The following is a 21,770-nucleotide window of genomic DNA, read 5'->3' as shown; positions in this document are numbered from 1 at the left end:
GTCCTCTGCAAGGTGATGATCAAAGTGGTTAGTTTTCTGGGGAATCGAAATTGCGTCCGGTTTTCGACTGCCCGTGCTTGCTGGGGTCCCAGCGCTCAGCTGGCGCATCTTCCTGACGCAGTTCTGCAGTCAGGTCGGTGATTGCATCCATGATTCGATCAGTGGCATCTTCCAGCACGGCACGAGTACGCGGGACTTCTCGCAAATCTTCAAGATCAATCGGTTTCCCAGCCAACACGGTGACGTGCTTTCGTGGGAACAGGTTCATTTTCTTTGAATAGCGTGGCAGAAGTTCCTGGTCGCCCCAGTGAGCCATCGGTACCACTGGCGCGCCGGTCTGCAAGGCCAAACGTGCAGCACCTGTCCGTCCAACCATTGGCCACAGATTAGGGTCACGGGTTAGCGTACCTTCGGGGTAGATAACGATAACGCCACCAGCATCCAAAACCTTTTTGGCTGCTTTCAGGGATTCACCGGCGCTGGTTGCGCTGCGCGCTACCGGTACCTGGCCGGTCTCGCGCAGCATCCATCCGAGCACGGGAATCTTGAACAAGGATTCCTTGGCCAGCCATCGTGGAAGCCGGCCATTGCTGTAAATAGCATGGCCAACAACCAACGGATCAATCTCAGTTAAGTGATTTGGGCAAAGGATATAACCACCCTGCGGAAGGGCTTCGAAACCCTTCCACGTTTTGCCAATTAAAGCGTTCATAGCTGAACGGACAATGCCCGCCAACACTGAGAAAACGCGTTTAGTCTTTGCAGATTCTCCGGGGGCCAGAATCTTTACCACGAACCCGTTCCCCTTTTTTAGTTGCTCAGCTCGACGTTTGCACCCAAGGCTTGCAGCTTCTCCATGAAGTGCTCGTATCCTCGGTTGATGATCTCAATACCGGTGACCTTGCTGGTCCCTTCGGCCGCTAAGGCAGCGATCAAGTGGGAGAAACCGCCCCGAAGATCTGGAACGTCAATATCGGCACCGGTCAGCTTTGCAGGGCCCACAACTACAGCTGAGTGCTTGAAGTTGCGCTGGCCAAAGCGGCAAGGGGTGGAGCCGAGGCAGTCAGTGTGCACCTGGACGGTAGATCCCATCCGAACCAAAGCATCAGTAAAGCCAAAGCGGTTCTCGTATACGGTCTCGTGGATTACCGAGACACCCTTTGCCTGCGTCAACGCAACGACCAGTGGTTGCTGCCAGTCGGTCATGAATCCGGGGTGAACGTCGGTTTCCAAAATCAGCGGATTCAAATCTCCACCGGGGTGATAGAAGCGAATGCCGTCGCTCTTGACGTCGAATTCGCCACCGATTTGGCGGTATACGTGAAGGAAAGCGGTCAAGTCGCGCTGGGTGGCGTCCTGAACAAAAATATCTCCCTTGGTGACCAGCGCGGCAGAGGCCCACGAAGCGGCCTCATTGCGGTCAGGCATAGCGGAGTGGTCAAAGCCGGAGAGCTTCTCGACACCCTGAATGCGGATTACGCGATCACGGTGCACGGAGATAATCGCGCCCATTTTCTGCAGAAGCGAGATCAGGTCAAGGATTTCTGGCTCAATGGCCGCGTTGCTGACCTCGGTGACACCCTTGGCTCGAACGGCCGAGAGCAGGACCTGTTCGGTGGTGCCAACACTTGGGTATTGCAGTTCAACCTTGGCGCCGGTCAGCCCATTAGGGGCCGAGATGCGGATGCCATCGGCTGCCTTGTCAACGATCGCTCCAAAGTCGCGCAGCACTTCCAGGTGGAAGTCAATCGGACGGTCGCCGATGCGGCAGCCACCCAGATCCGGGATGAACGCTTCGCCCAAGGCGTGGATCAATGGTCCGCAGAAAAGAATAGGGATACGCGAGTCACCGGCATGGGCATCGATCGCCTGGTTCGAGGCGATCTTGACCTGGGTAGGGTCCATGGTCAGATCGCCGGTTTCAGGGTCCTGGTCAACCTTGACACCGTGGATTTCAAGGAGGCTGCGCACGACAGCTACATCTTTGATCTCCGGTACGTTGCGCAATACCGAAGGGGTATCGCCAAGCAGAGCCGCGACCATGGCTTTTGGCACTAGGTTCTTTGCTCCGCCGACTCGTACGGTGCCCTTGAGCGGGACACCACCATGGATCGTCAGGATCTTACCCATGTATGAATTACCTCATCGCGTAGTCGTTATCGCCCGCCGAAGCTTCTAGGCTTTCGAACTGGCAGGACTAAGTAAGCATACCGCCTCTGTACCTGCCAGTATGCCCAGATCATCTCGTGGCGCACACATTGTGAGCATGCTTTCAGACAGACCTATTATGCTCTGCCGAAATTCATTCCATTAGGAATGCAATAATCCGCTCACCCCTAACAACGTCAGGGATGAGCGGACCATTCCAATTACTTTGAACTCGGTGCTTAGCCTGCGGTTCGTGCCGGCAAAGTCTGCGGCTTATGCGCAGGACGCTTGGCTTCGTAGGCGGTGATATCTTCCTCATGCTGCAAGGTCAGACCGATATCGTCCAGGCCTTCCATCAAGCGCCAGCGGGTGTAGTCGTCAATCTGGAACGGTGCCGAGATGGAACCGCACTGGACCGTACGCGATTCCAGGTCAACGGTGACCGTGGTGCCTGGATTGTTCTCCAGTTCCTTCCAGATCAATTCAATGTCGCTCTGGGCAACTTCAGCAGCAACCAGTCCCTGCTTGCCCGAGTTGCCACGGAAAATATCGGCAAAACGAGCGGAGATCACAGCCTTGAATCCGTAGTCCTTCAACGCCCAGACAGCGTGCTCGCGCGAAGAACCGGTGCCGAAGTCGGGACCTGCCACCAGCACGGAGCCCGTATTGAAAGGTTCCTGGTTCAAGATGAAGTTCTCATCCCGTCGCCAACCCGCGAACAACGCATCCTCGAAGCCGGTGCGGGTGATGCGCTTGAGGTAAACGGCAGGAATAATCTGGTCCGTGTCCACATTGCTCTGGCGCAGTGGAACACCAATACCGGTGTGGCTGACAATCTTTTCCATGACGGTGATCCTTCCTAGACCGAAGCCGGTGCGTTGACGAGGTCGCTAGGCGACGAGAGGGTTCCACGGATTGCGGTAGCCGCGGCCACCAGTGGCGACACCAGGTGGGTACGTCCGCCCTTGCCCTGGCGTCCTTCGAAGTTGCGGTTGGAGGTGGACGCGCAGCGCTCCCCCTCGGCCAACTGGTCCGGGTTCATGCCCAGGCACATGGAGCAACCTGCAAAGCGCCATTCAGCACCGAAGTCCTTGAAAATCTGGTCCAGGCCTTCCGCTTCGGCTTCCAGCCGAACTCGCGCCGAGCCGGGTACCACGATCATGCGGACATCAGGATCCTTTTCCTTGCCCTTGATGACCTGAGCAGCTGCACGCAGGTCCTCCATGCGGGAGTTGGTGCAGGATCCCAGGAAGACGGTGTCCACACGGATGTCCTTCAGCGGAGTGCCGCCGGTCAGACCCATGTAGTTCAAGGCACGCTCGCAGGCCTTGCGGTCATTCTCGTCTTCGAAGTCTTCCGGAGAAGGCACATTTTCGGACAGCGAGACACCCTGGCCCGGGTTAGTACCCCAGGTGACAAATGGTTCAAGTTCGTCTGCGTTCAAGAAGACTTCAGCGTCGAAGCGCGCGCCTTCATCGGTGTGCAGCTGCTTCCAGTCCTCGACGGCGGCGTCCCAGTCTTCGCCTGCCGGTGCATGCGGGCGTCCCTTGACGTATTCGAAGGTGGTCTCGTCCGGAGCGATCATGCCGGCGCGGGCGCCAGCCTCGATGGACATGTTGCAGATGGTCATGCGGGCATCCATGGACAGCGAGCGAATCGCGGAACCACGGTACTCCAGCACGTATCCCTGGCCGCCACCGGTACCGATCTTGGCGATGACCGCCAAGATGATGTCCTTGGAGGTAACACCAGGCTTCAAGGTGCCTTCGACGTTAATCGCCATAGTCTTGAACGGCTTCAAGCTCAGCGACTGGGTGGCCATGACATGCTCGACTTCCGAGGTGCCGATACCCAAAGCCAGGGCTCCGAAGGCGCCATGGGTTGAGGTATGCGAATCACCGCAGACCACAGTCATGCCTGGCTGGGTCAGACCCAGCTGCGGACCTACCACGTGAACGATGCCCTGTTCCTTGTCGCCCAAGGAGTGCAGGCGAACACCGAATTCCTTGCAGTTATCCCGCAGGGTGTGGATCTGGGTGCGGCTGGTCAGGTCGGCAATGGGCTTGTCAATATCCAGCGTGGGAGTGTTGTGGTCTTCGGTCGCAATCGTCAGGTCCGGACGACGCAGCGGACGGCCAGCCAGGCGTAGGCCCTCGAAGGCTTGGGGCGAGGTCACCTCGTGCAGCAGGTGGAGATCAATGTAGATCAAATCCGGCTGGCGGGCTTCACCTTCGCCTTCTCCTCGGCGCACAACATGTGCATTCCAGACTTTTTCTGCCAATGTCTGGGGCGACTGCATGGCGGACATGCGACACACTCCTCAAGCTACGAACATTTGATACTCCAACTTTGACACTTCATAGATCGACTTTTCCAGTATGCGGACTTGAATCTCAAATGCTGAGACAGGATACTGGTTCTATGACAATAGGTAGCGGCGTAGGCGTACTCGATAAGGCAGCAGCCATTCTCAATGCTCTGGAGAATGGACCCACTTCCCTATCCCAGTTGGTGGAACTGACTGAAATTTCCCGTCCTACGGTTCACCGCATCGCCCAGTCATTGGTTCATCATGGATTGGTTGGCCGCGATATGCATGGCCGCTTTGAATTGGGTAACCGTCTTGTGGAATTAGCCAGTGCCGCAGGTGAAGACCGGCTGGTTAGCGCCGCAGGGCCGGTCCTTATCAAGCTTCGCGACCTGACCGGTGAAAGTACGCAGATTTTCCGCAAGCAGGGCGACTACCGCGTATGCATTGCAAGTGCAGAGCGCCCCATTGGCCTGCGTGACACGATTCCTGTTGGGACTCAGTTGTCCATGAAGGCAGGCTCAGCTGCCCAAATCCTGCTCGCGTGGGAAGACAATGAACGCATGGTGGAAGGATTGCACCATGCACGTTTCACCCCCACGATCTTGGCAGGTGTTCGCCGGCGAGGATGGGCTCAATCATTGGGAGAACGCGAGCCGGGCGTCGCTTCCGTCTCCGCTCCGGTGCGTGGGCAGTCCGGGCGAGTCATTGCCGCACTGTCCTTATCTGGCCCGATTGAACGACTCACGCGCCAGCCAGGGAAGATTCACCACGAAGCCGTGACTAGTGCCGCCCACGAGCTTTCCGAACTGCTGCGCATCCAGAATGACCGCGCGTAGCCAGGTCATGAAGCACGTTCGGAGCAGCTAGCCGAAGTGGTCAAAGCCTGTCTCGGGCTTTGCTACCTTGCCATCAAGTTTCACTACTGCGCGGCGGCCATTAGCCGGCTTGGCAGCACCAATTACGGTGAATTCCTCTGGGATTTCAAGTCCCTCTGGGAAGGCAGCAAGGAGTCCAAAATCTTCGCCGCCGTACAATACCCACGACATTGGATCGGTGCCGGTCAGTTCTGACGCGGCTTCCAAGCGAACAGCATAATCCTGCAGCACGGAAGACTCTAACTCGAGATTCACATGGCTGGCTTTCGCCAAGCGACCAGCGTCACGGATCAGCCCATCAGATATGTCCATCATGGCTGTAGCACCCGCTTCCGCGGCACGCGGGCCCGATTCCAACGGTGGCACGGGACGGCACTGCGCCTGGACCAGCCGGCGCACCGCCCGACTCCAGACTTGTTCGTTGCGATCATGTTCAAGGACCGAAAGCCCTGCCCCAGCAGCACCGACACGTCCTGCCACGGCAATGCGGTCGCCAACTTGGACTCCGCTCCTCAGGACCTTGCCATGCTCGCATTCGCCCAGAACTGTAGTGGTAACGGAAATTTCTTGGGACTTCCCGAGGTCTCCCCCGAGAATGGTAAGTTCCTGTGCGCCAAGTCCCTGTATCGCCTCGGCAACGCCGCGGCTGAAGTCCCTGACCCATTCCAAGGAAGTGTCCTTCGGCAGGGACAAAGAAATCACGGCGCCAGTAGCGTCACCGCCCATCGCATTAATGTCCGAAACATTTTGTGCAATGGATTTCCACCCGATGTCATAGGCTCTGTGCTCTAACCCGCTGGGCCAGATCAACCGAAAATCTTGATTCTCAACCAAGGTATCCACGGAGACGAGAACTTCCGTTCCGCGCACGCGCAACGCACCTGCGTCATCGCCGGGCCCGAGACTTGCTTGTTCAGAATCAAGCAGCGGCAACATCGCGTCCAGGATGCCTTGTTCCCCAAGGTCACCTACCGTTGCATCGACGTTTGGTTGGTTTGTAGTCACAGAGTTCTAATCGGCTTTCTTGGCTGCTGAGGTGATCAATGCTGAATAACTATTGAAGGTGTCCAAATGCTGGTCAACAGGATCAATCACGGCCTGCCTGACCAAGTGGGATACCGAGCGTTCAATGTTCTTCAACGCTTTCCTACGCTTAACTTTAGCGACTATTCGGTTGACAAACGAGCAAGCCAAGCCAAGGACAATACCCAGCAGTATTCCTATGAAAACCAGCAGCGTCGGCACAGCGATTCCTTCGACCCGCGGAGCCTGCGGCAGGTCGAATTGGAAGTATCCAGCCACCGGATAGCCCGCGAGCCACAAGGCGCCGCCCAGGGCCGCAACAAGTGCCACCCATTGGATGACTTTAACTACCGGCCACCACCACGATGACCGTTCAACACCTAGCGGCGTGCCTGCTATAGCCGCATCGATACCGTCATCTAGTACCTCCGTATTCGCGTGCACCTTTTCACGCAGTGGCTCTTTCCAGCTTTCCGGAAGTTCATTGGAAGCCTCGGAAACGTACTGGTCGATGCCATGTTCGATAGCCGAAGCCTCCGCGACAGAAAGCTCTGGACGCGAAGTCAAGGACAATTCCGGGTCTTCATGCCGGCGCCCGAGATTCATCCGCTTCAGCGGATCGTTGCGCATCTTCACCAGCCACGTGGTCAAAGGCCATCCTGTTCGCGAAGCACCCCGAAGCAGGTAGGAGGTCTCCACTGCATCAGCAATGTACTGGGCGCCGTGCGCTTTTGCGATCACACGCTCCAGCTCCGCTTGGTGCAGCTGGCTAGGCAGGCGCACCTTTTCCACCTGGAGTTCCTCACTTAGGCGGTGGATGACTTGATCAACGTCTGCGCGGAGCCGACGCGTGGAAAGTGCCTTGTTTTTCGCCGCGGCCGTAATCTTGGCATGCACATCTGCGACCCCTTCACCCGTGGCAGCAGAGGCGCAAACGATGGGAAGGTTCTCCAAACCCGACGTTGCCAAGATGCCGCGCAAGGAATCGACGACTTGCTTGCGTTCTTGTTCTGCAATCTTGTCAATCTGGTTCAGGACGATCAGCAGGTTCCCCTGCTGGCTGCGCAAAGAATTGAGATATCCATGATGGATAGACGCATCGGCGTATTTCTGCGGATCAAGCACCCATACCAAATAATCCACCTGGCCAACCAAACGAGCAGCAATCTTGTGATGATCGACTGCCGTGGAATCCATGTCGGGTAGGTCCAACAGCAATAGACCGGAGTCGAACTTCTTTTTCTTTCCAGATTGTGCCCGGCTGTCCTGATCGCCCATGACGTGACGAGTAGTCACTTCCAGCCAGTCCAGTAATTCACTTGATCCTTCTGGTTCCCAGATTGCAGCGACAGTATCAGTAGTAGTCGGGCGGATGACACCCGTGGCGGCCAACTCCTGTCCTACCAAAGCGTTGAACATCGTTGATTTTCCGCTGCCCGTGGCACCGAAAAGTCCTACAACCACATGTTCGGATGAAAACTGGCGCCGGGATTCAGCACGCGTGATAACGTCCGCGGCTAGATCGATGGTTTCTGGTTCCAGATATGGTTCTGCAAGCTGCATCGCTTCCACGACGCTGTTGATTTGCGAGTTGAGACCGCTGACTGCTCTGAGAATCTTGCGCTCGGACATTAGTGAGCCCCTTTGCTGCTCAAGGCTGAGGTAATCTTGCCCAATCGATCGGCAAGCTCCGGCTGCGATTTTGCAGCTAGCTCGTCCAGGTAGATCGACGAGGTCCTATCCAGTAGATCCCGTGCCCGGGCGTCAAGCATCTTGCGGGCTTTGGTGGCCATGCGACGTACCGCATCCTCGCCAAAAATTGCTTCCAGCAGCTTCTGCCCTACCAATGCGGAGCCGCCGGCAATACCGATTTCCAGACCGGTGAGGCCCGCTGTTGACGCAAAGACCACGACCATCAGGATGACTGCCACCCCGTTGACTCCAAATGCCGCCATGCGGGCCGTCTTGCGCTTCCCGGCGCCCTCCTGGCGAATCATGTCCAAGACATCTTTTTGCCAAAGCCGGATGCTTTCCGACGTTTGCTCATTGAGATCCTGTGGCGGGCGCGGCGATTGCAGATTAGAGCGTAGCGCTTGGCCAAATGGCGTGTTCTTCCACGATCTGTCAACGTCATGGCAGGCCTTGGTTGCCTCGGCAATGAAGACCATGTGCAGGCCTGATTCGATGGCTTGTTCAACACGATGGGTCGCTGGCGGTCTACCAGTCAGAAATGCGCCAACTCGATCCCTCATCCGTCCAATGGCGCCTTCGATTCCGCGCAGCAGCTCGCCCGCTCCTACGAAGTCCTGCCACCGGGCCAGGATTTCGCCACGCAGCAATGAGCCGTCATTGAGCGAATCGTTAATTCTGGCCAGCGATTGCTCAAAGCGCTCATTGGTAAGGGCTCGCAATTCACCGAGCTGTTTTTCCTGCTCTTGCAGTTCAGCGATTAACTCACTGACATCTGCGGTGGTGCGCCGCAACGCGCCATCAAGTGTTTGGGCCGCAATCTGCTGCCGTTTAGCGGAATCTGCTGCCAGTGAGTTCAGCCACGCGAGCAAGGGTTCCACGTGCTCACTTGGAATCAATTTCTGGTCATCCAGGTGCGTCTCGTTCAGGACATGCAGCAACGACGGATCCAGGTCCTTCTCGCTTAACAGGCGTTTCAAATCCGGAACAATATCGTCTTCGGCTCCCGGTGGCACTCTGTTCAAGACGACGCAGACGGTAATTTTCCGTGCGCCGGCTTCGGTGAGCATATCCCAAGGAAGAGCGTCGGCGTATCTATTAGCTGTGGTGACAAAAATCCACAGATCTGCTGCGTTCAGAAGCTGGCCTGCCAATTCCCTGTTCTCGTCGGAAACCGAGTCGATATCCGGGGCATCGAGGATGGCCAAACCTCGTGGTACCTGCTCACGGGGCGTCATCAACAGCGCGTGGTTACTGGCTGCTCCGGCGTCGGCATTGAAGCCACGGCCGGCTACGCGTTTAAGTTCGGGAAGAATCCGTTCAGATTCAAAGAAGGATTGGTCAACAGGGTTGAAAGCCAAGACCGGAGTTCGCGTGGTCGGACGCACAGCGCCGGAAAGACTGACCTGTTCCCCCAGAAGGGAATTGACAAGAGTCGATTTGCCCGAGCCCGTGGAGCCACCGACGACCACCAGAAGCGGTGCGCCGAGATTCGAAACTCGTGGAATCAGGTAGTCCGAGATTTGATGCAATGCCTTGTTGCGCAGTTCTTCGAACGCAGAGGCTTCTCGTGGCTGGCCATTTACAAAGGAAAGCTCTTCGAGCAGCTTCTGGAGCTCGCTCAAACGCGCCGCGGAATCACTGCCAATTTCGGTTTGCGAGGCAGTTTCCTGCCCTGAGCTCTTAGCCAGATCTGAATTCGACTCCATGAGAACTATCTTGCCTCATGCCAACAGGGAAACCCGCGAGCCTGATGCAGATTTTGTCCGGGAAACGCAAAAACCGCGGAATTCTCCGCGGTTTTACTGTGGTGACCCCAACGGGATTCGAACCCGTGTTGCCGCCGTGAGAGGGCGGAGTACTAGGCCGCTATACGATGGGGCCGTATGCTGAAGATTAATCTTCAGCTCACCAAATCTCTTTGGTGAAGCGCTGGGATACCAGGACTCGAACCTAGAATGACGGAACCAGAAACCGTTGTGTTGCCAATTACACCATATCCCACTGTGACTTGGCCTTTCCGGAATTCAGCTGAGCATCATTCCGGCCACTGCCGTAGCACGAGATAAAACTATACCGGCCTAATGTTCAGTACACAAATCGAGCCTCGCGACCGGTGCCCCACGCAGAATCCGCGGAAAATCAGCAAAGAACAGCTGCCAGTCAAACCAAATCCGCCACTAGCCAAGCAGGGAAATTCTCGTGAAGTGAAGCACTGTCCGTGAGAAAATACTGGAGTCCCGCGTCAACGGCACATTGATAGCCGCCAACAGGGTCATCCCCTATGCAAAGCGCCTGTGCCGGCAGACCCTCTAGTTCAGCGCGCCGGCCAAGGAACGGGGCACAAATGGGGTTTAGGCTTCTCCGCTTGACGCGGTTAATCTTGCCAAACTCCACGCACGCAGCAACCGCACTTCTCGCTGCCCCATGAACATAAGCCCGCCAGCCATGTACCTTTCCCGGGCATAAGCACCATCATCCGCAAAACCTGGCTCAATCCCGGCCAGTCGCTCAGGATACAGATGCGCCAGTTCCGGCTCGGATATGGACGATAAACGCGGATTGCGGCCGTTCGCACATCTACGAGTGCGTCAACAATCTCAACGAAAACGCCTCGGACAGGACCAGCTCACAGGACTGGAACAATCCGAGGCGTTCAAAGTGCTTTTCACTGGGCTTTCGGAGAATAGCTAGCGGGACTCACCAAATGCGCGCAGACGCTTGAGGCTCGACTCGCGTCCAAGAATCTCCATGGACTCGAAGAGCGGTGGAGATACGCGCTTTCCGGAGATAGCAACGCGGGCTGGTCCGAATGCCTGACGAGGCTTCAGTTCCAGTTCGTCCACAAGCTTCGTGCGCAGTGCTGCCTGAATGGTTTCGGCATTCCATTCGGTAAGGGTTTCGAGGCCCTGGACAGTAGCATCGACAACCTCAACCAGGTTGGCCGGCATTCCCTTGAGTGCTTTCTCGTCAATGACAATTTTGTCATCAGACTTGAAGAGGAATTCAAGCATGTCGGTCGCTTCACCCAACAGGGCAATACGTTCCTGAACCAGTGGCGCAGCTTGGTCCAGGATGTCGTTTTCACGTTCAGTCAGCTCCTCACCCACCAGACCAGCGGCCTTCAGGTAAGGAACCAAACGATTACGGAAATCCTGTGCTTCGAGCATGCGCACGTGGGTTCCGTTGATTGCTTCTGCCTTCTTCACATCGAAGCGGGCAGGATTGGACAGTACGTCCGTTACATCAAAGGCTTCTACCAGCTGTTCACGGGAGAAGATATCTTCATCAGCACTCAGCGACCAGCCAAGAAGCGCGAGATAGTTCAGCAGGCCTTCCGGGATGAATCCATTGTCGCGGTGCAAGAATACGCTGGATTCTGGATCACGCTTGGATAGCTTCTTGTTGCCCTGTCCCATAACGTATGGCAGGTGGCCAAAACGCGGCATGTACTGGGCAACGCCGATATCGTGCAGCAACGCATACAAGACGACCTGGCGTGGAGTCGAGGACAACAGATCTTCGCCACGAAGTACGTGGGTAATGCCCATCAGCGCATCATCGATTGGGTTGACCAGGGTGTATAGCGGCTTGCCGTTGGCGCGCACCACCACATAGTCGGGAACGGATCCAGCCTTGAAGGTGATCTCGCCACGTACCAGGTCGTTGAAGGTAATGTCGTGATCCGGCATGCGAACACGCAATACCGGTTCGCGGCCCTCGGCCTTGAACTCAGCTTTCTGCTCAACGGTCAGTTCGCGGTCGAAGTTGTCGTATCCCAGCTTCGGGTCACGGCCGGCTGCCTTGTGGCGTGCTTCAACTTCTTCTGGGGTCGAGTAGGACTCGTACAGATGGCCTGCAGCACGAAGCCTGGCAATGACGTCCTCGTAGATGTCCCCGCGCTGCGACTGGCGGTACGGCTCATGTGGACCGCCTGCGTTGACGCCTTCATCCCAATCAATGCCCAGCCATGCCAGGGCGTCCAAAAGCTGGTTGTAGCTTTCTTCAGAGTCACGCTTGGCATCGGTGTCTTCAATGCGGAAGACCATTTTGCCGCCGGTGTGACGTGCGTATGCCCAGTTGAACAGGGCGGTACGAATCAAACCTACGTGAGGGGTACCAGTTGGAGATGGGCAAAAACGGACGCGTACCGGGGTATCTTCGGTAACAACGGGAATCAACGATAGATCAGTCATGATGTTTTCATTCTATGCCTTATGCGCAGAAACTTGCAGTTAATGCGCGAGGCTCCCGATCACATTAGTGATCGAGAGCCTCACAAACTTCAACTGTCGTTTCTAGCGGCGGAAGACAGTTCGCAATGAACCTATACCCTCAACTTCTACTTCGACAACGTCGCCGGCGTTAACCAGACCGACACCAGCAGGGGTGCCAGTCATAATCACGTCTCCTGGCAGCAAGGTGAATGCTTCGGAAGCACGGGCAACCAGTTCATTTACTGGCCAGATCATGTCGTTGGTTGTGCCGTCTTGGCGAACCTCGCCATTAACCCGGCTGACGATTCCCAAATCATCCGGGTCTGCAATTTCGGTTTCGATCCAAGGGCCCAAGGGGCAAGAACCATCAAACCCCTTGGCACGGGCCCACTGCGGGTCAGTGCGCTGCGCGTCACGAGCAGTTAGGTCATTAGCTACGGTGTACCCAAAGATCACGTCTTGAGCCTTGTCGGCTGGTACGTCCTTGCAGATACGTCCGATAACTACAGCGAGTTCACCTTCGAAGGAAACTTCTTCCGAAAACGCTGGCAAGGTAACTGGGTCGCCATGGCCTACGACCGCTGTGTTCGGCTTGAGGAACATTAATGGCTCGTCGGGAACTTCATTTCCCAGTTCCTTAGCATGTTCGCGGTAAGTGCGGCCAAAGCCGACAACCTTTGAGCGAGGAATAATCGGCGCAACCAGCCGCACATCATCCAAGGAGTGCGTGGTTCCGGTGGTCTTGATGCCTTGGAAGAACGGGTCCCCTGCAAGGACGTGGATGTCGTTACCGTCAACAACGCCGTACATGGGGTCGCTGTCTACTACAAATCGTGCAATGCGCATGACTACAAGCCTAAACTAGTTGCTATGGATAGTAATGCCGTTTATTCGCTAGGTCGTTGACGCGCCGGTTCTAAATCCAGCTGCACAAGATCGGTTTGGTTTAGCGAGTTATAGACTGATCCGTCAGCCGTAACTGTTAATCGATTCCCAAACTTCTCGTCACCGGAGCCAATGCGATGGTAAGAGCGAGTACGCAAATTCACAATGCTGCATTTTCCGTGCGCGCTATGAACTATTTTCCCACCGGTTCCTATGACAGCCAACTTGGCCTCAGCCCACCCAGCGCGAAATTCAGCGTTGTTAGAATGATTCAAATTGTGAGTCGCGACTAATGATCCGGTTTCCCTATTAAGAACTTTAATGCCTTGATGATCCGCAATCAAAAGCCAGCCGCCGAGTAACACCGGCGAATATAGCGCCCCGGCTTGGCTTACCGGAGTTCTTGACCAAACAACTTTTTTCGAAGCCAGATGAAACTTAAATACACGCCCGTCACCCTTTGTGTCCGGAACGCCATATCCATTTCTAACAGAGGTTGTACCGAACAAATATGGCTCTTCAGGATTGAGGGTGTAAACGCCGTCTAAACCCACCGGTCTCCAACAACGACCGGGCGATATAGTGCGCCAGATTCTTGAACCCCAACGCGATACCTCGCAGATGCTCCAACCTGCCATTCAAAGCCTCGGTAGGACCATTCGAACTACCAATATGATCAAAGTACGCGAGAATGTCCGTCTTCCTCCTGCGCAGGGTGCCGCCGAGCTTTTTCAGCTCCGGCAACCCTTTCGGTACCTTCGTGCCAACTTCGTTGATCAGTTGCTCCAAGGCCCACCGTCCGACCTCGGGCTTCGGTTGCCGGTAGGCATCCACCATCTTCTGATACACGCTCCAGACCAATTGAACCGGCTCATACTCCGGCTCCTTGAACAGGTCTTCAAGCTTGGTCTTCTGCTTTTCCGTAGCCAAGGATAGTCCCGTGGTCAGCGTTCGCCTGCACTTGTAAAGCGGGTCATCCTTGCGTCCTCGACGCCCATGTTGCTCACGTTGAATCCGTTGCCGGGTCTGGTCCAGCGCCTCGGAACCTAGTTTGACTACATGGAATGGATCCAACACCTCCACCGCGTGGGGTAGCTCCTCGACGGCAGCTGTTTTGAAGCCGGTGAAACCGTCCATTGCGACGACTTCAATGCCCTGTTTCCATTGTTCTTCTTGATCAGCCAGCCAGGTTTTGAATACAGCTTTGGATCTTCCAGGGACCATGTCGATCAGTCGTGCGGTACCGGTGCCGTCACGCACCGCGGTGAGGTCCACAATCACGGTGACGTATTTGTCGCCGGTTCGGGTATGCCGCCAAACATGTTCATCGACTCCCAGCACTTTGACCCCGTCGAAGCGGGTTGGATCATCAATCAGTAAGCGTTGACCTTCAGCCAGCACAGCCTCATTGGCGGTATTCCAGGTGACGCCGAGGCCTTCGGCAATTCGGGAGACTGACAAGTGGTGGCAGACCAGTCCAACCAGCGCCCAGCGTAGCCCGGTCCTGCTGATTTTCTGGCGTGGCGCTACTGCTTGGGACAGCTCTTCACGCCAGACTCGTTGGCAATTGGCGCAACGGTAGCGGCGGTGTTTGATGACTAGGACAGTGGGACGCCAGCCCAATGGTTCGTGGGCGAGGCGGCGGGTGACGGTATCGCGTGGAATGCCTGCTGCTCCGCAGGTTTGGCACCAAGGGATCGGGTTGGTGACGTGGCAGAGGATTTCGGCTTTCGCTGCGCTCAGGTGTTGCCCGATTGCGGTCAGTCCCAAGCCGTCAAGATTGGTGAAAGTGGTGAGGTCTGGTGCGGTGAAGGTAGGATTGAGCAACGTCGAGGTCTTTCGAAAATGGCTAGTGTAGTAACTTCCATTCTTCTGGAAGACCTCGACTTTTTCGTGCTCGGCGACATGCCCGGGAATCGGGGTGTTGGTTTCAGGTGGTTACACTCTTATTCCTGAAGAGCCACAAATATTCATCGTCTGCACATAATCCAACGATCGAATGACCATTGGCAATTCCCGAGGCTTTCGCATCAATCACCCAAACGATTTCGTCTTTGACCGGATCAATCATTCCCACGACTCCCCCAGCAAGCCCGTAATCTGGAACCGTTCCAAAAAATATATTCTTAGAATTTACTGCCCACCCAAAGGGCCGTGATTGCTTGTACTTTCGGCCTAATCTGGATAACAATTTATAAGCGGAACCAACGGATCGTTCATGGATATTCATCGAAATAATATGGCTCTTCGAGTTTAAGCGTGGTGCAGGATGCTCAGCACGGCCGTAGCCCCGCCGTGTATAACAATATCCTGACCCGGTAATGACCATGATTCCGATAACCCCGACCGATCCGTTTCAAGTTCTTCGCCGTCAGGTTCGCCGCCTCGCTCCGAGCATTCGTCAACCGCGTACGAATGAACACCAGCAACTCCCGACGCCACGCAGTCAGCGTCCGGAACAACGACTTCGCTTCCACCATTTTCGTTGTCTTCACCGATTTCTCCAGCACCGCCCACCTCGATTGAAAATCATGGATATCCCTGGTTTTCAACAGCTCCCGCACGTGTTCCTTAATCCCATAAATCACGCCCAGCTCAGGATCTGCTTCAAGGATCAACTTCAGCCGCTCAACTTGCCTAATCGACAAGTTCTCCAAATTGCAGGTCAACAGTTTCCGATACTTGTAGGCCGGATCAGCGGCCCTTCCTCGGCGCTGGAGCACCTCGTGGGAGCGACGCCGGCGCACCTGAGTAATCATGAGATTCGCCCGCTGAATGACATGAAAATGGTCCACGCTGATCTTTGCTTTCGGCAGGTTCTCCCGCACCGCTTTGCGGAACTCAGCAGACATGTCAATGGCCACGTACTGTACTCGTTGACGCCAGTACCGTGGCCGGGACTTCAACCACTTCTTCACCGCTGCACAGCGTCGTCCGTCCACAATATCTAGAATTTTTCCGGTATCCAGGTCGGTGAAGACAATAGACCACGGCTCAATACGGACCACTTTCCCGGTGCGGCCGCGTGCGTAGCGGACCTTACGAAAACGGTGCTCATCAATACCGAGGCGGCGGATGAACATGCGGTCCACGTTGCCTACAAGCTCACCGACCATGTTCGCTCTTGCCATCACGGTTGGCCAGGAAACTTGGTACGCAGAAGCGACCCTGGACACGGCTCGCAGTTCGCAACTCATCTCGTCCACGAGCTTTTGAGAGAGCCTGGTAGTGATTCTGGCCCTCAACGGTAGCTGTTCGGTGGTTTGCACGAACGAGCGGCGTTCGCAGGCGGTCTCTTGGCAGGCCATCCGGCGTTTGCGCACCAGGACCTTAATGTCGTTGCCACCGGTTGGGAGGTCTTTGACCCGGTGCACTGGTCTGGCGTGGATGCGGGTGGTGATCACCCCACAAGTTGGACAGGCTGCCTCTGTGGCTTTGGGCTCGATAAGGACTTGTCGTCCGGCTGGTTCTTGGGTTGCGTCGATGACGCGGTAGTCAGTGAGGTTGAGAAGAATCGACGCAGCGTCGTTTCCACCGGTATCCTTAAACACGGCTCATAGTTCCTTGCTGATGGTTTGTCTAGACAACATCCATTTTCGCAGAGGACTGCGGGCCTTACTTATTTTTCGGGCTCACCACGCTAAAACTTGAAGAGCCAATAATATCGCCTCCCGGATATGAACCGATATACAAACGATTATCTCCGAATGGAATCATTCCCTCTATCTGTTGAATCAGTGTTTCACCTGAAGGTGAATTCCAGATTTTCCCACTAGAGGGTGAGAAAGAGGCAATTCCTTTCGCTTTATATCCGCCAAGATATAATTCGTTGTTCTGGGAAGCGACAACAGATTGAATTTTGAAAGAACTGGGACTGAGGTTAACTCCTCGACGATTCTCCAATTCACCAGATTCGACGTTATATATCTCAAGATTTAATAATTCGTCTTCCTGGGAATAGACGATCACACGATTACCCAAATTAGAAATACAGAACGGAGTGACAGTAGAAATAGGAGAAATCATTTCTTCCTTGAAGTCGTCCACCGATATTCTAATCAATTTGTTGGCGCTTAGAGCAAAGAAATGTCCATCTTTGACTCGAGAAATCTGGCGGTGAGTCCACATGTCGTCGATCGGGGCGATCCAAGCATTCAATTTCCGGTCGAAGACCATTTGTGGAGCTACGCCACTAGCCGAGATAACAACTTTCGAACCAAATAGATTGATTGAGCTGACGAATCCGTTGTGTACGCGGTTCGGAAGGTCAAATTGACTCGGCTCGCGATCGCTGGTTACATCCAGGTAGAAGAGGCGCGGATTACTTGCGCCCGTGCCAGCCCAAACATTACCTTTTTCGTCCACTGCAATATTTCGAACATAATCAGAATCATCGGCAAAACGTTTATAAATTCGTACCGATTTATCACTATTAGAAACCCTGAAGACAGCCCCTAACGGGTACGTGCCACCAAAAACATTTCCAGATCGATCGACATCGAGAGAATATAGCGCCGTCGCACCGTCGATTTGCGCAAATTTTCTGACATGTTTAGGGTTGTTCGAATCCCACATGATTAACGTCGAATCTATAGATAGATAAAGTCTTCTACGCTGAGGGTCCCACACTAAAGATTCCAAGCCAGTTCCGTACTCACTAGGAATTTCCAATACGTGCAGTATTTTCCCGTCGGAAGGATCAACTATTTGAAGTTCATTGGTTGTTCCAACAATTGCGACTGCCAGCCAGGGGGCCGTTTCACCAAGCCCAGGCAGTTCAACTACGTCTAAGACTCGAACCGTGGAGAATGCGTGAGCATGCTTCTCCAAGTAACCTCTGGTAGGCAGCCCCTCATTGAGTCTACCGATCAATCGCTGATCTTTCGGGACCGGCCTCGTCAGTTCAGCCCTAGGGATAGGTGCAGGTTCCAAGCCTGACAGCTCAGTACGTGGAGCTCTCAATATCGATAAACTTGTTGCCGCGCCGCCGAGCAGCGCAAGACCAAGAATTCTTCTCCTTGGAACTTTACTAGGCTCTACCGGGTCCGTAACTGGCATTAGTTCCTTTACTTCTGAAGCTTAATTACTGCGCTAGCCAGTTCCTTTAGCCGAAAGCAAAAACACTCTCCTTCATCCATTGGATTCTGAAGAGTGCAGTGCCACACTACCTGCTAGTTCAGTGTCATTGGACCGCAAGAACAGCGTCTAAAATTAATCTTTATCACTAGTGGCCCGAATGTAACCATCTGGATTTTGTTCCTGCCAGCGCCACATATCTTCCACCATTTGTTCTAGGCCGCGTTCAGCTTTCCAACCCAATTCGAGCATGGCCTTTTCAGGATGGGCATAGCTTTCCGCAACGTCACCAGAACGACGGGCAACGATGGTGTAAGGAACATCGCGCTTCGAGACTCGCGAAAAAGCTTGTACAACTTCTAGAACGGATGTGCCTTGCCCAGTACCCAGGTTCCACGCACCTACACCGTTATGTTTACTCATGTAATCCAGGGCAGCGAGATGACCTGCGGCGAGGTCCATTACATGTATATAGTCCCTAACACCAGTTCCGTCTGCGGTTGCATAGTCGGCTCCGAAGACGTTCACTTTATCGCGCTTACCAATGGCTACTTGGGCAACGAAGGGCATCAAATTGTTGGGTATCCCTTGAGGATCCTCACCGATCTGTCCCGATTCGTGAGCCCCAACTGGATTGAAGTATCGAAGAGTGGCAATCGACCATTGGGGATCTGATGCGGCAAGTTCCTCGAGCATCTCTTCAATGTGGAGCTTTGTACGACCGTAAGGGTTGGTGGCACTTCGCGCGGTGGTCTCGACCAACGGCAGTTCAGTGGACTCACCGTAGACCGTAGCTGACGAGCTAAATACAAGACTCGTGCATCCAGTCGCGGACATAGCATCAAGTAAATTTAACGTTCCAACGACATTATTTCGATAGTACTGCAACGGTTTTGAAACGGATTCTCCGACTGCCTTGAGACCGGCAAAATGAACCACAGCATCCGGGCTGAGCTGGCTCACCAGTTGCATCAATGGTTCACGATCGAGTAAATCCATCTCATAAACCGCAACTTCTCTTCCAGTAAGATTCTGCACTCTTCGTAGCGACTCTGGAGACGAATTACTAAAGTTGTCCAATACCGAAACGGTGTGCCCTTCATTCAGCAGAAGGAGAACTGTATGGGAGCCAATATAGCCAGCGCCACCCGTAACTAGAACGTGCATTCTGATCCTTACTTGGGATAAACGATAGTCTCAAGACTAGTGTCTTGAGACTATCGTAGTGGTTTAAGAAGTTTCTATGCCAAACGCTCCAACCAACCATGACGGTCTTCAACGGTTCCGAGCTGAATTCCCAGAAGTTCTTCACGAATGGACATCGTCACTTCACCAGCTGCAGCGTTCTCGTCTCCGATGAGTTCGTCGCCGTTCTTCAGCAGACCGATTGGAGTGATTACCGCAGCGGTGCCGCATGCGAAAACTTCAGCAATCTCGCCTGAGGCGATGCCTTCACGCCACTCATCAAGGGTGATCTTTCGCTCTTCAACGACCATGCCACGATCCTTGGCAAGCTGGATAACCGATGAACGGGTGACGCCTTCGAGGATGGTTCCGGTCAATGCTGGGGTAATCAGCTTGTGGTCCTTGGTGACGAAGAAGACATTCATGCCACCGAGCTCTTCAACTGCATTCTCATTGAACGAGTCGAGGAACAGGACCTGCTTGCATCCGTTTTCCTCGGCTTCCAGCTGGGCTACCAGCGACGCAGCGTAGTTGCCGCCGCACTTAGCCGAACCAGTGCCGCCACGGCCTGCACGGGCGTAGTTCTGCGATACCCAGATGGCAACCGGCTTGAGCTCGCCACCAAAGTAATTGCCGGCAGGTGAAGCGATGACGCGGAAGGAGACCTCGCGAGCTGCACGCACCCCCAGGAATGCTTCGGTAGCAATCATGAATGGGCGCAGGTACAAGGCTTCGCCGTCACCGGAGGGAACCCACTCAATGTCCGTTGCGACGACCTTGCGCAGCGAGTCGACGAAGACTTCTTCATCAAGCTGCGGGAGAGCTAGACGCTGTGCCGACTTGTTCAAGCGCGCAGCATTGGCATGCGGGCGGAATGTCCAAACTGAACCATCGGCGTGACGGTAAGCCTTGAGGCCTTCAAAAATTTCCTGGCCGTAGTGCAGTACAGAGGCAGCTGGGTCCATGGCGATAGGGCCGTATGGCTCAATACGAGCGTCATGCCATTCACCGTTGCGTCCGCTAGCGTCTGCCGACCAGTCAATGACTGCGGTGTGATCAGTGAAGAAGTCTCCAAACCCAGGGTTAGCCAAGATTTCGGCGCGCTCCTGCTCGCTCTTGCGATTCGTTGAGAGATTTTCGGTGAATTCCATCTACCTTGGACTTCCTAGTTCAATAAACAGAGAACGGATGCTCCACGCCTATGCGGAACACCCGTTCGTGGATTTGCTGCTGGTTAGTGGCTAACCAGAAACGTCACTTTCAGCTTATGCCAGTAACGCGACAATTGCATCGCCAATTTCACTTGTGGTGCGATTATCGGTCAATTCCTGACGCGAAGTGATCTCCTTTTCAACAGCTTGCTCAACTGTACGAGCTTCTTCCGTCAGTCCAAGATGTTCAAGCATCAAGGCCACTGACAGGATTGCCGCCGTTGGATCCGCTTTCTGCTGGCCTGCAATATCTGGCGCAGAACCATGAACCGGCTCAAACATCGACGGGTAGGTGCGGTCCATGTTGATATTCCCGCTGGCCGCCAGACCGATGCCACCGGTGATGGCTCCAGCCTGATCGGTGAGGATGTCACCGAAGAGGTTGTCGGTCACAATCACGTCGAAGCGCGAAGGATCCGTGGTGAGGAAGATGGTCGCTGCATCTACGTGCAAGTAGTCGTGGGCAACCTCAGGGAATTCTTGCGCAACCATTTCGACGGTACGCTTCCACAGATGTCCTGCGTACACCAAGACATTGTGCTTGTGCACCAGCGTGACGTGCTTGCGTTCGCGCTCTGAGGCGCGGCGGAACGCATCGCGGACAACGCGTTCAACACCATAGGCAGTATTTACCGAGACTTCGGTCGCGATTTCATGTGCCGTACCGGTGCGAACCGAACCGCCATTGCCTACGTATGGGCCTTCAGTTCCTTCGCGAACCACGACGAAGTCAATTTCGCCTGGGTTGGCCAGCGGGCTCTCGATTCCTGGGTAAAGCTTCGCTGGACGCAGATTCACGAAATGATCCAGCGAGAAGCGGAGCTTCAAGAGCATTTCGCGTTCGATAATCCCAGATGGAATCCTGGTATCCCCTGGGGCAGCACCCACCGCACCAAAGAGAATTGCATCATGCTTCTTGATGGCTTCCAGCGTCTCTTCCGGAAGCGTTTCCCCAGTCTCCAGCCAGTGCTCGGCACCAAGCTTGTAGTTGGTCAGCTTGATTTCATTCTTGCCACCATTGGTGACAAAGTTCAGAACCTTAACTGCTTCGGCAACAACTTCTGGGCCAATACCGTCACCCGGAATGACCGCAATATCAATTAAATTTCCCATGCCACAGATTCTATCGAGTTGCGTCCGCCATTTGAGA

General features: G+C 54.8%; 18 protein-coding genes and 2 tRNA genes. 1 reads left to right on the top strand and 19 read right to left on the bottom strand.

The annotated features are described in order from the left end of the window. Positions 1-28: 28 nt before the first annotated feature. The 4 genes from AARI_RS07890 to leuC form a co-directional block, all read right to left on the bottom strand. Positions 29-793, bottom strand: a complete 765-nt coding sequence (locus AARI_RS07890) for a lysophospholipid acyltransferase family protein (RefSeq protein ID WP_013348789.1) — start codon at positions 791-793, stop codon at positions 29-31. Between the two features lie 17 nt (positions 794-810). Next, positions 811-2,130 carry a UDP-N-acetylglucosamine 1-carboxyvinyltransferase gene (gene murA / locus AARI_RS07885; protein WP_013348788.1) on the bottom strand — a complete coding sequence of 440 codons (1,320 nt, stop codon included), beginning with the start codon at positions 2,128-2,130 and terminating at the stop codon, positions 811-813. Positions 2,131-2,387: 257 nt separating this feature from the next. Further along, positions 2,388-2,993 (bottom strand): 3-isopropylmalate dehydratase small subunit, encoded by a 606-nt coding sequence (gene leuD, locus AARI_RS07880; protein WP_013348787.1) that lies wholly within the window; start codon positions 2,991-2,993, stop codon positions 2,388-2,390. Positions 2,994-3,007: 14 nt separating this feature from the next. Continuing rightward, positions 3,008-4,447: a 3-isopropylmalate dehydratase large subunit gene (gene leuC, locus AARI_RS07875; protein ID WP_041649644.1), complete on the bottom strand. Its 1,440-nt coding sequence runs from the start codon at positions 4,445-4,447 to the stop codon at positions 3,008-3,010. A 122-nt stretch (positions 4,448-4,569) separates the two neighbouring features. On the opposite strand from leuC, the gene AARI_RS07870 reads away from it, so the two are divergent. Continuing rightward, positions 4,570-5,295, top strand: a complete 726-nt coding sequence (locus AARI_RS07870; RefSeq protein WP_013348785.1) for an IclR family transcriptional regulator — start codon at positions 4,570-4,572, stop codon at positions 5,293-5,295. 27 nt (positions 5,296-5,322) lie between these two features. On the opposite strand, the gene thiL is transcribed toward AARI_RS07870, so the two are convergent. The 15 genes from thiL to AARI_RS07805 all read right to left on the bottom strand — a co-directional run bounded on the left by thiL (position 5,323) and on the right by AARI_RS07805 (position 21,733). Then, the gene (gene thiL, locus AARI_RS07865) at positions 5,323-6,339 is read right to left on the bottom strand and encodes a thiamine-phosphate kinase (protein ID WP_013348784.1); all 1,017 of its coding nucleotides are present in this window, start codon (positions 6,337-6,339) and stop codon (positions 5,323-5,325) included. A gap of 6 nt (positions 6,340-6,345) precedes the next feature. Then, a complete protein-coding gene (locus AARI_RS07860; RefSeq protein WP_013348783.1) occupies positions 6,346-7,989 on the bottom strand; it encodes a GTPase in 1,644 nt (547 codons plus the stop codon). Beyond that, positions 7,989-9,755 carry a dynamin family protein gene (locus AARI_RS07855; protein ID WP_013348782.1) on the bottom strand — a complete coding sequence of 589 codons (1,767 nt, stop codon included), beginning with the start codon at positions 9,753-9,755 and terminating at the stop codon, positions 7,989-7,991. Before AARI_RS07855 ends, AARI_RS07860 begins: the two co-directional genes overlap by 1 nt. A 99-nt stretch (positions 9,756-9,854) precedes the next feature. After that, positions 9,855-9,930: transfer RNA gene (locus tag AARI_RS07850), tRNA-Glu, on the bottom strand. A 48-nt stretch (positions 9,931-9,978) separates the two neighbouring features. Then, a tRNA-Gln gene (locus AARI_RS07845) sits at positions 9,979-10,050 on the bottom strand. A 686-nt stretch (positions 10,051-10,736) separates the two neighbouring features. Beyond that, positions 10,737-12,242 (bottom strand): glutamate--tRNA ligase, encoded by a 1,506-nt coding sequence (gene gltX, locus AARI_RS07840; protein ID WP_013348781.1) that lies wholly within the window; start codon positions 12,240-12,242, stop codon positions 10,737-10,739. 102 nt (positions 12,243-12,344) lie between these two features. Continuing rightward, complete coding sequence (locus AARI_RS07835; RefSeq protein ID WP_013348780.1) at positions 12,345-13,109, bottom strand: fumarylacetoacetate hydrolase family protein; 765 nt, start codon at positions 13,107-13,109, stop codon at positions 12,345-12,347. A 41-nt stretch (positions 13,110-13,150) separates the two neighbouring features. Beyond that, positions 13,151-13,702, bottom strand: coding sequence for a hypothetical protein (locus tag AARI_RS19650; protein ID WP_157867121.1), 552 nt, complete (start codon positions 13,700-13,702; stop codon positions 13,151-13,153). Next, complete coding sequence (locus AARI_RS07830) at positions 13,668-14,975, bottom strand: ISL3-like element ISAar19 family transposase (protein WP_013347368.1); 1,308 nt, start codon at positions 14,973-14,975, stop codon at positions 13,668-13,670. The genes AARI_RS19650 and AARI_RS07830 overlap by 35 nt, the downstream gene beginning before the upstream one ends. Before the next feature lie 103 nt (positions 14,976-15,078). Then, complete coding sequence (locus tag AARI_RS19645) at positions 15,079-15,378, bottom strand: hypothetical protein (protein WP_157867120.1); 300 nt, start codon at positions 15,376-15,378, stop codon at positions 15,079-15,081. Between the two features lie 43 nt (positions 15,379-15,421). Next, entirely contained in the window at positions 15,422-16,699 is a 1,278-nt protein-coding gene (locus AARI_RS07825) for an ISL3-like element ISAar13 family transposase (protein ID WP_013347743.1), read from the bottom strand. A gap of 64 nt (positions 16,700-16,763) precedes the next feature. Continuing rightward, positions 16,764-18,206 carry a ligand-binding sensor domain-containing protein gene (locus AARI_RS19640; RefSeq protein ID WP_157867119.1) on the bottom strand — a complete coding sequence of 481 codons (1,443 nt, stop codon included), beginning with the start codon at positions 18,204-18,206 and terminating at the stop codon, positions 16,764-16,766. A 153-nt stretch (positions 18,207-18,359) separates the two neighbouring features. Next, positions 18,360-19,391 (bottom strand): UDP-glucose 4-epimerase GalE, encoded by a 1,032-nt coding sequence (gene galE / locus AARI_RS07815; RefSeq protein ID WP_013348777.1) that lies wholly within the window; start codon positions 19,389-19,391, stop codon positions 18,360-18,362. A gap of 74 nt (positions 19,392-19,465) precedes the next feature. Further along, the gene (locus AARI_RS07810; protein ID WP_013348776.1) at positions 19,466-20,560 is read right to left on the bottom strand and encodes a branched-chain amino acid aminotransferase; all 1,095 of its coding nucleotides are present in this window, start codon (positions 20,558-20,560) and stop codon (positions 19,466-19,468) included. Between the two features lie 114 nt (positions 20,561-20,674). Further along, positions 20,675-21,733 (bottom strand): 3-isopropylmalate dehydrogenase, encoded by a 1,059-nt coding sequence (locus tag AARI_RS07805; RefSeq protein ID WP_013348775.1) that lies wholly within the window; start codon positions 21,731-21,733, stop codon positions 20,675-20,677. Positions 21,734-21,770 lie beyond the last annotated feature (37 nt).

This window comes from Glutamicibacter arilaitensis Re117 (assembly GCF_000197735.1).
GTDB lineage: Bacteria > Actinomycetota > Actinomycetes > Actinomycetales > Micrococcaceae > Glutamicibacter > Glutamicibacter arilaitensis.
This window is presented reverse-complemented; position numbering and strand designations above follow the sequence as displayed.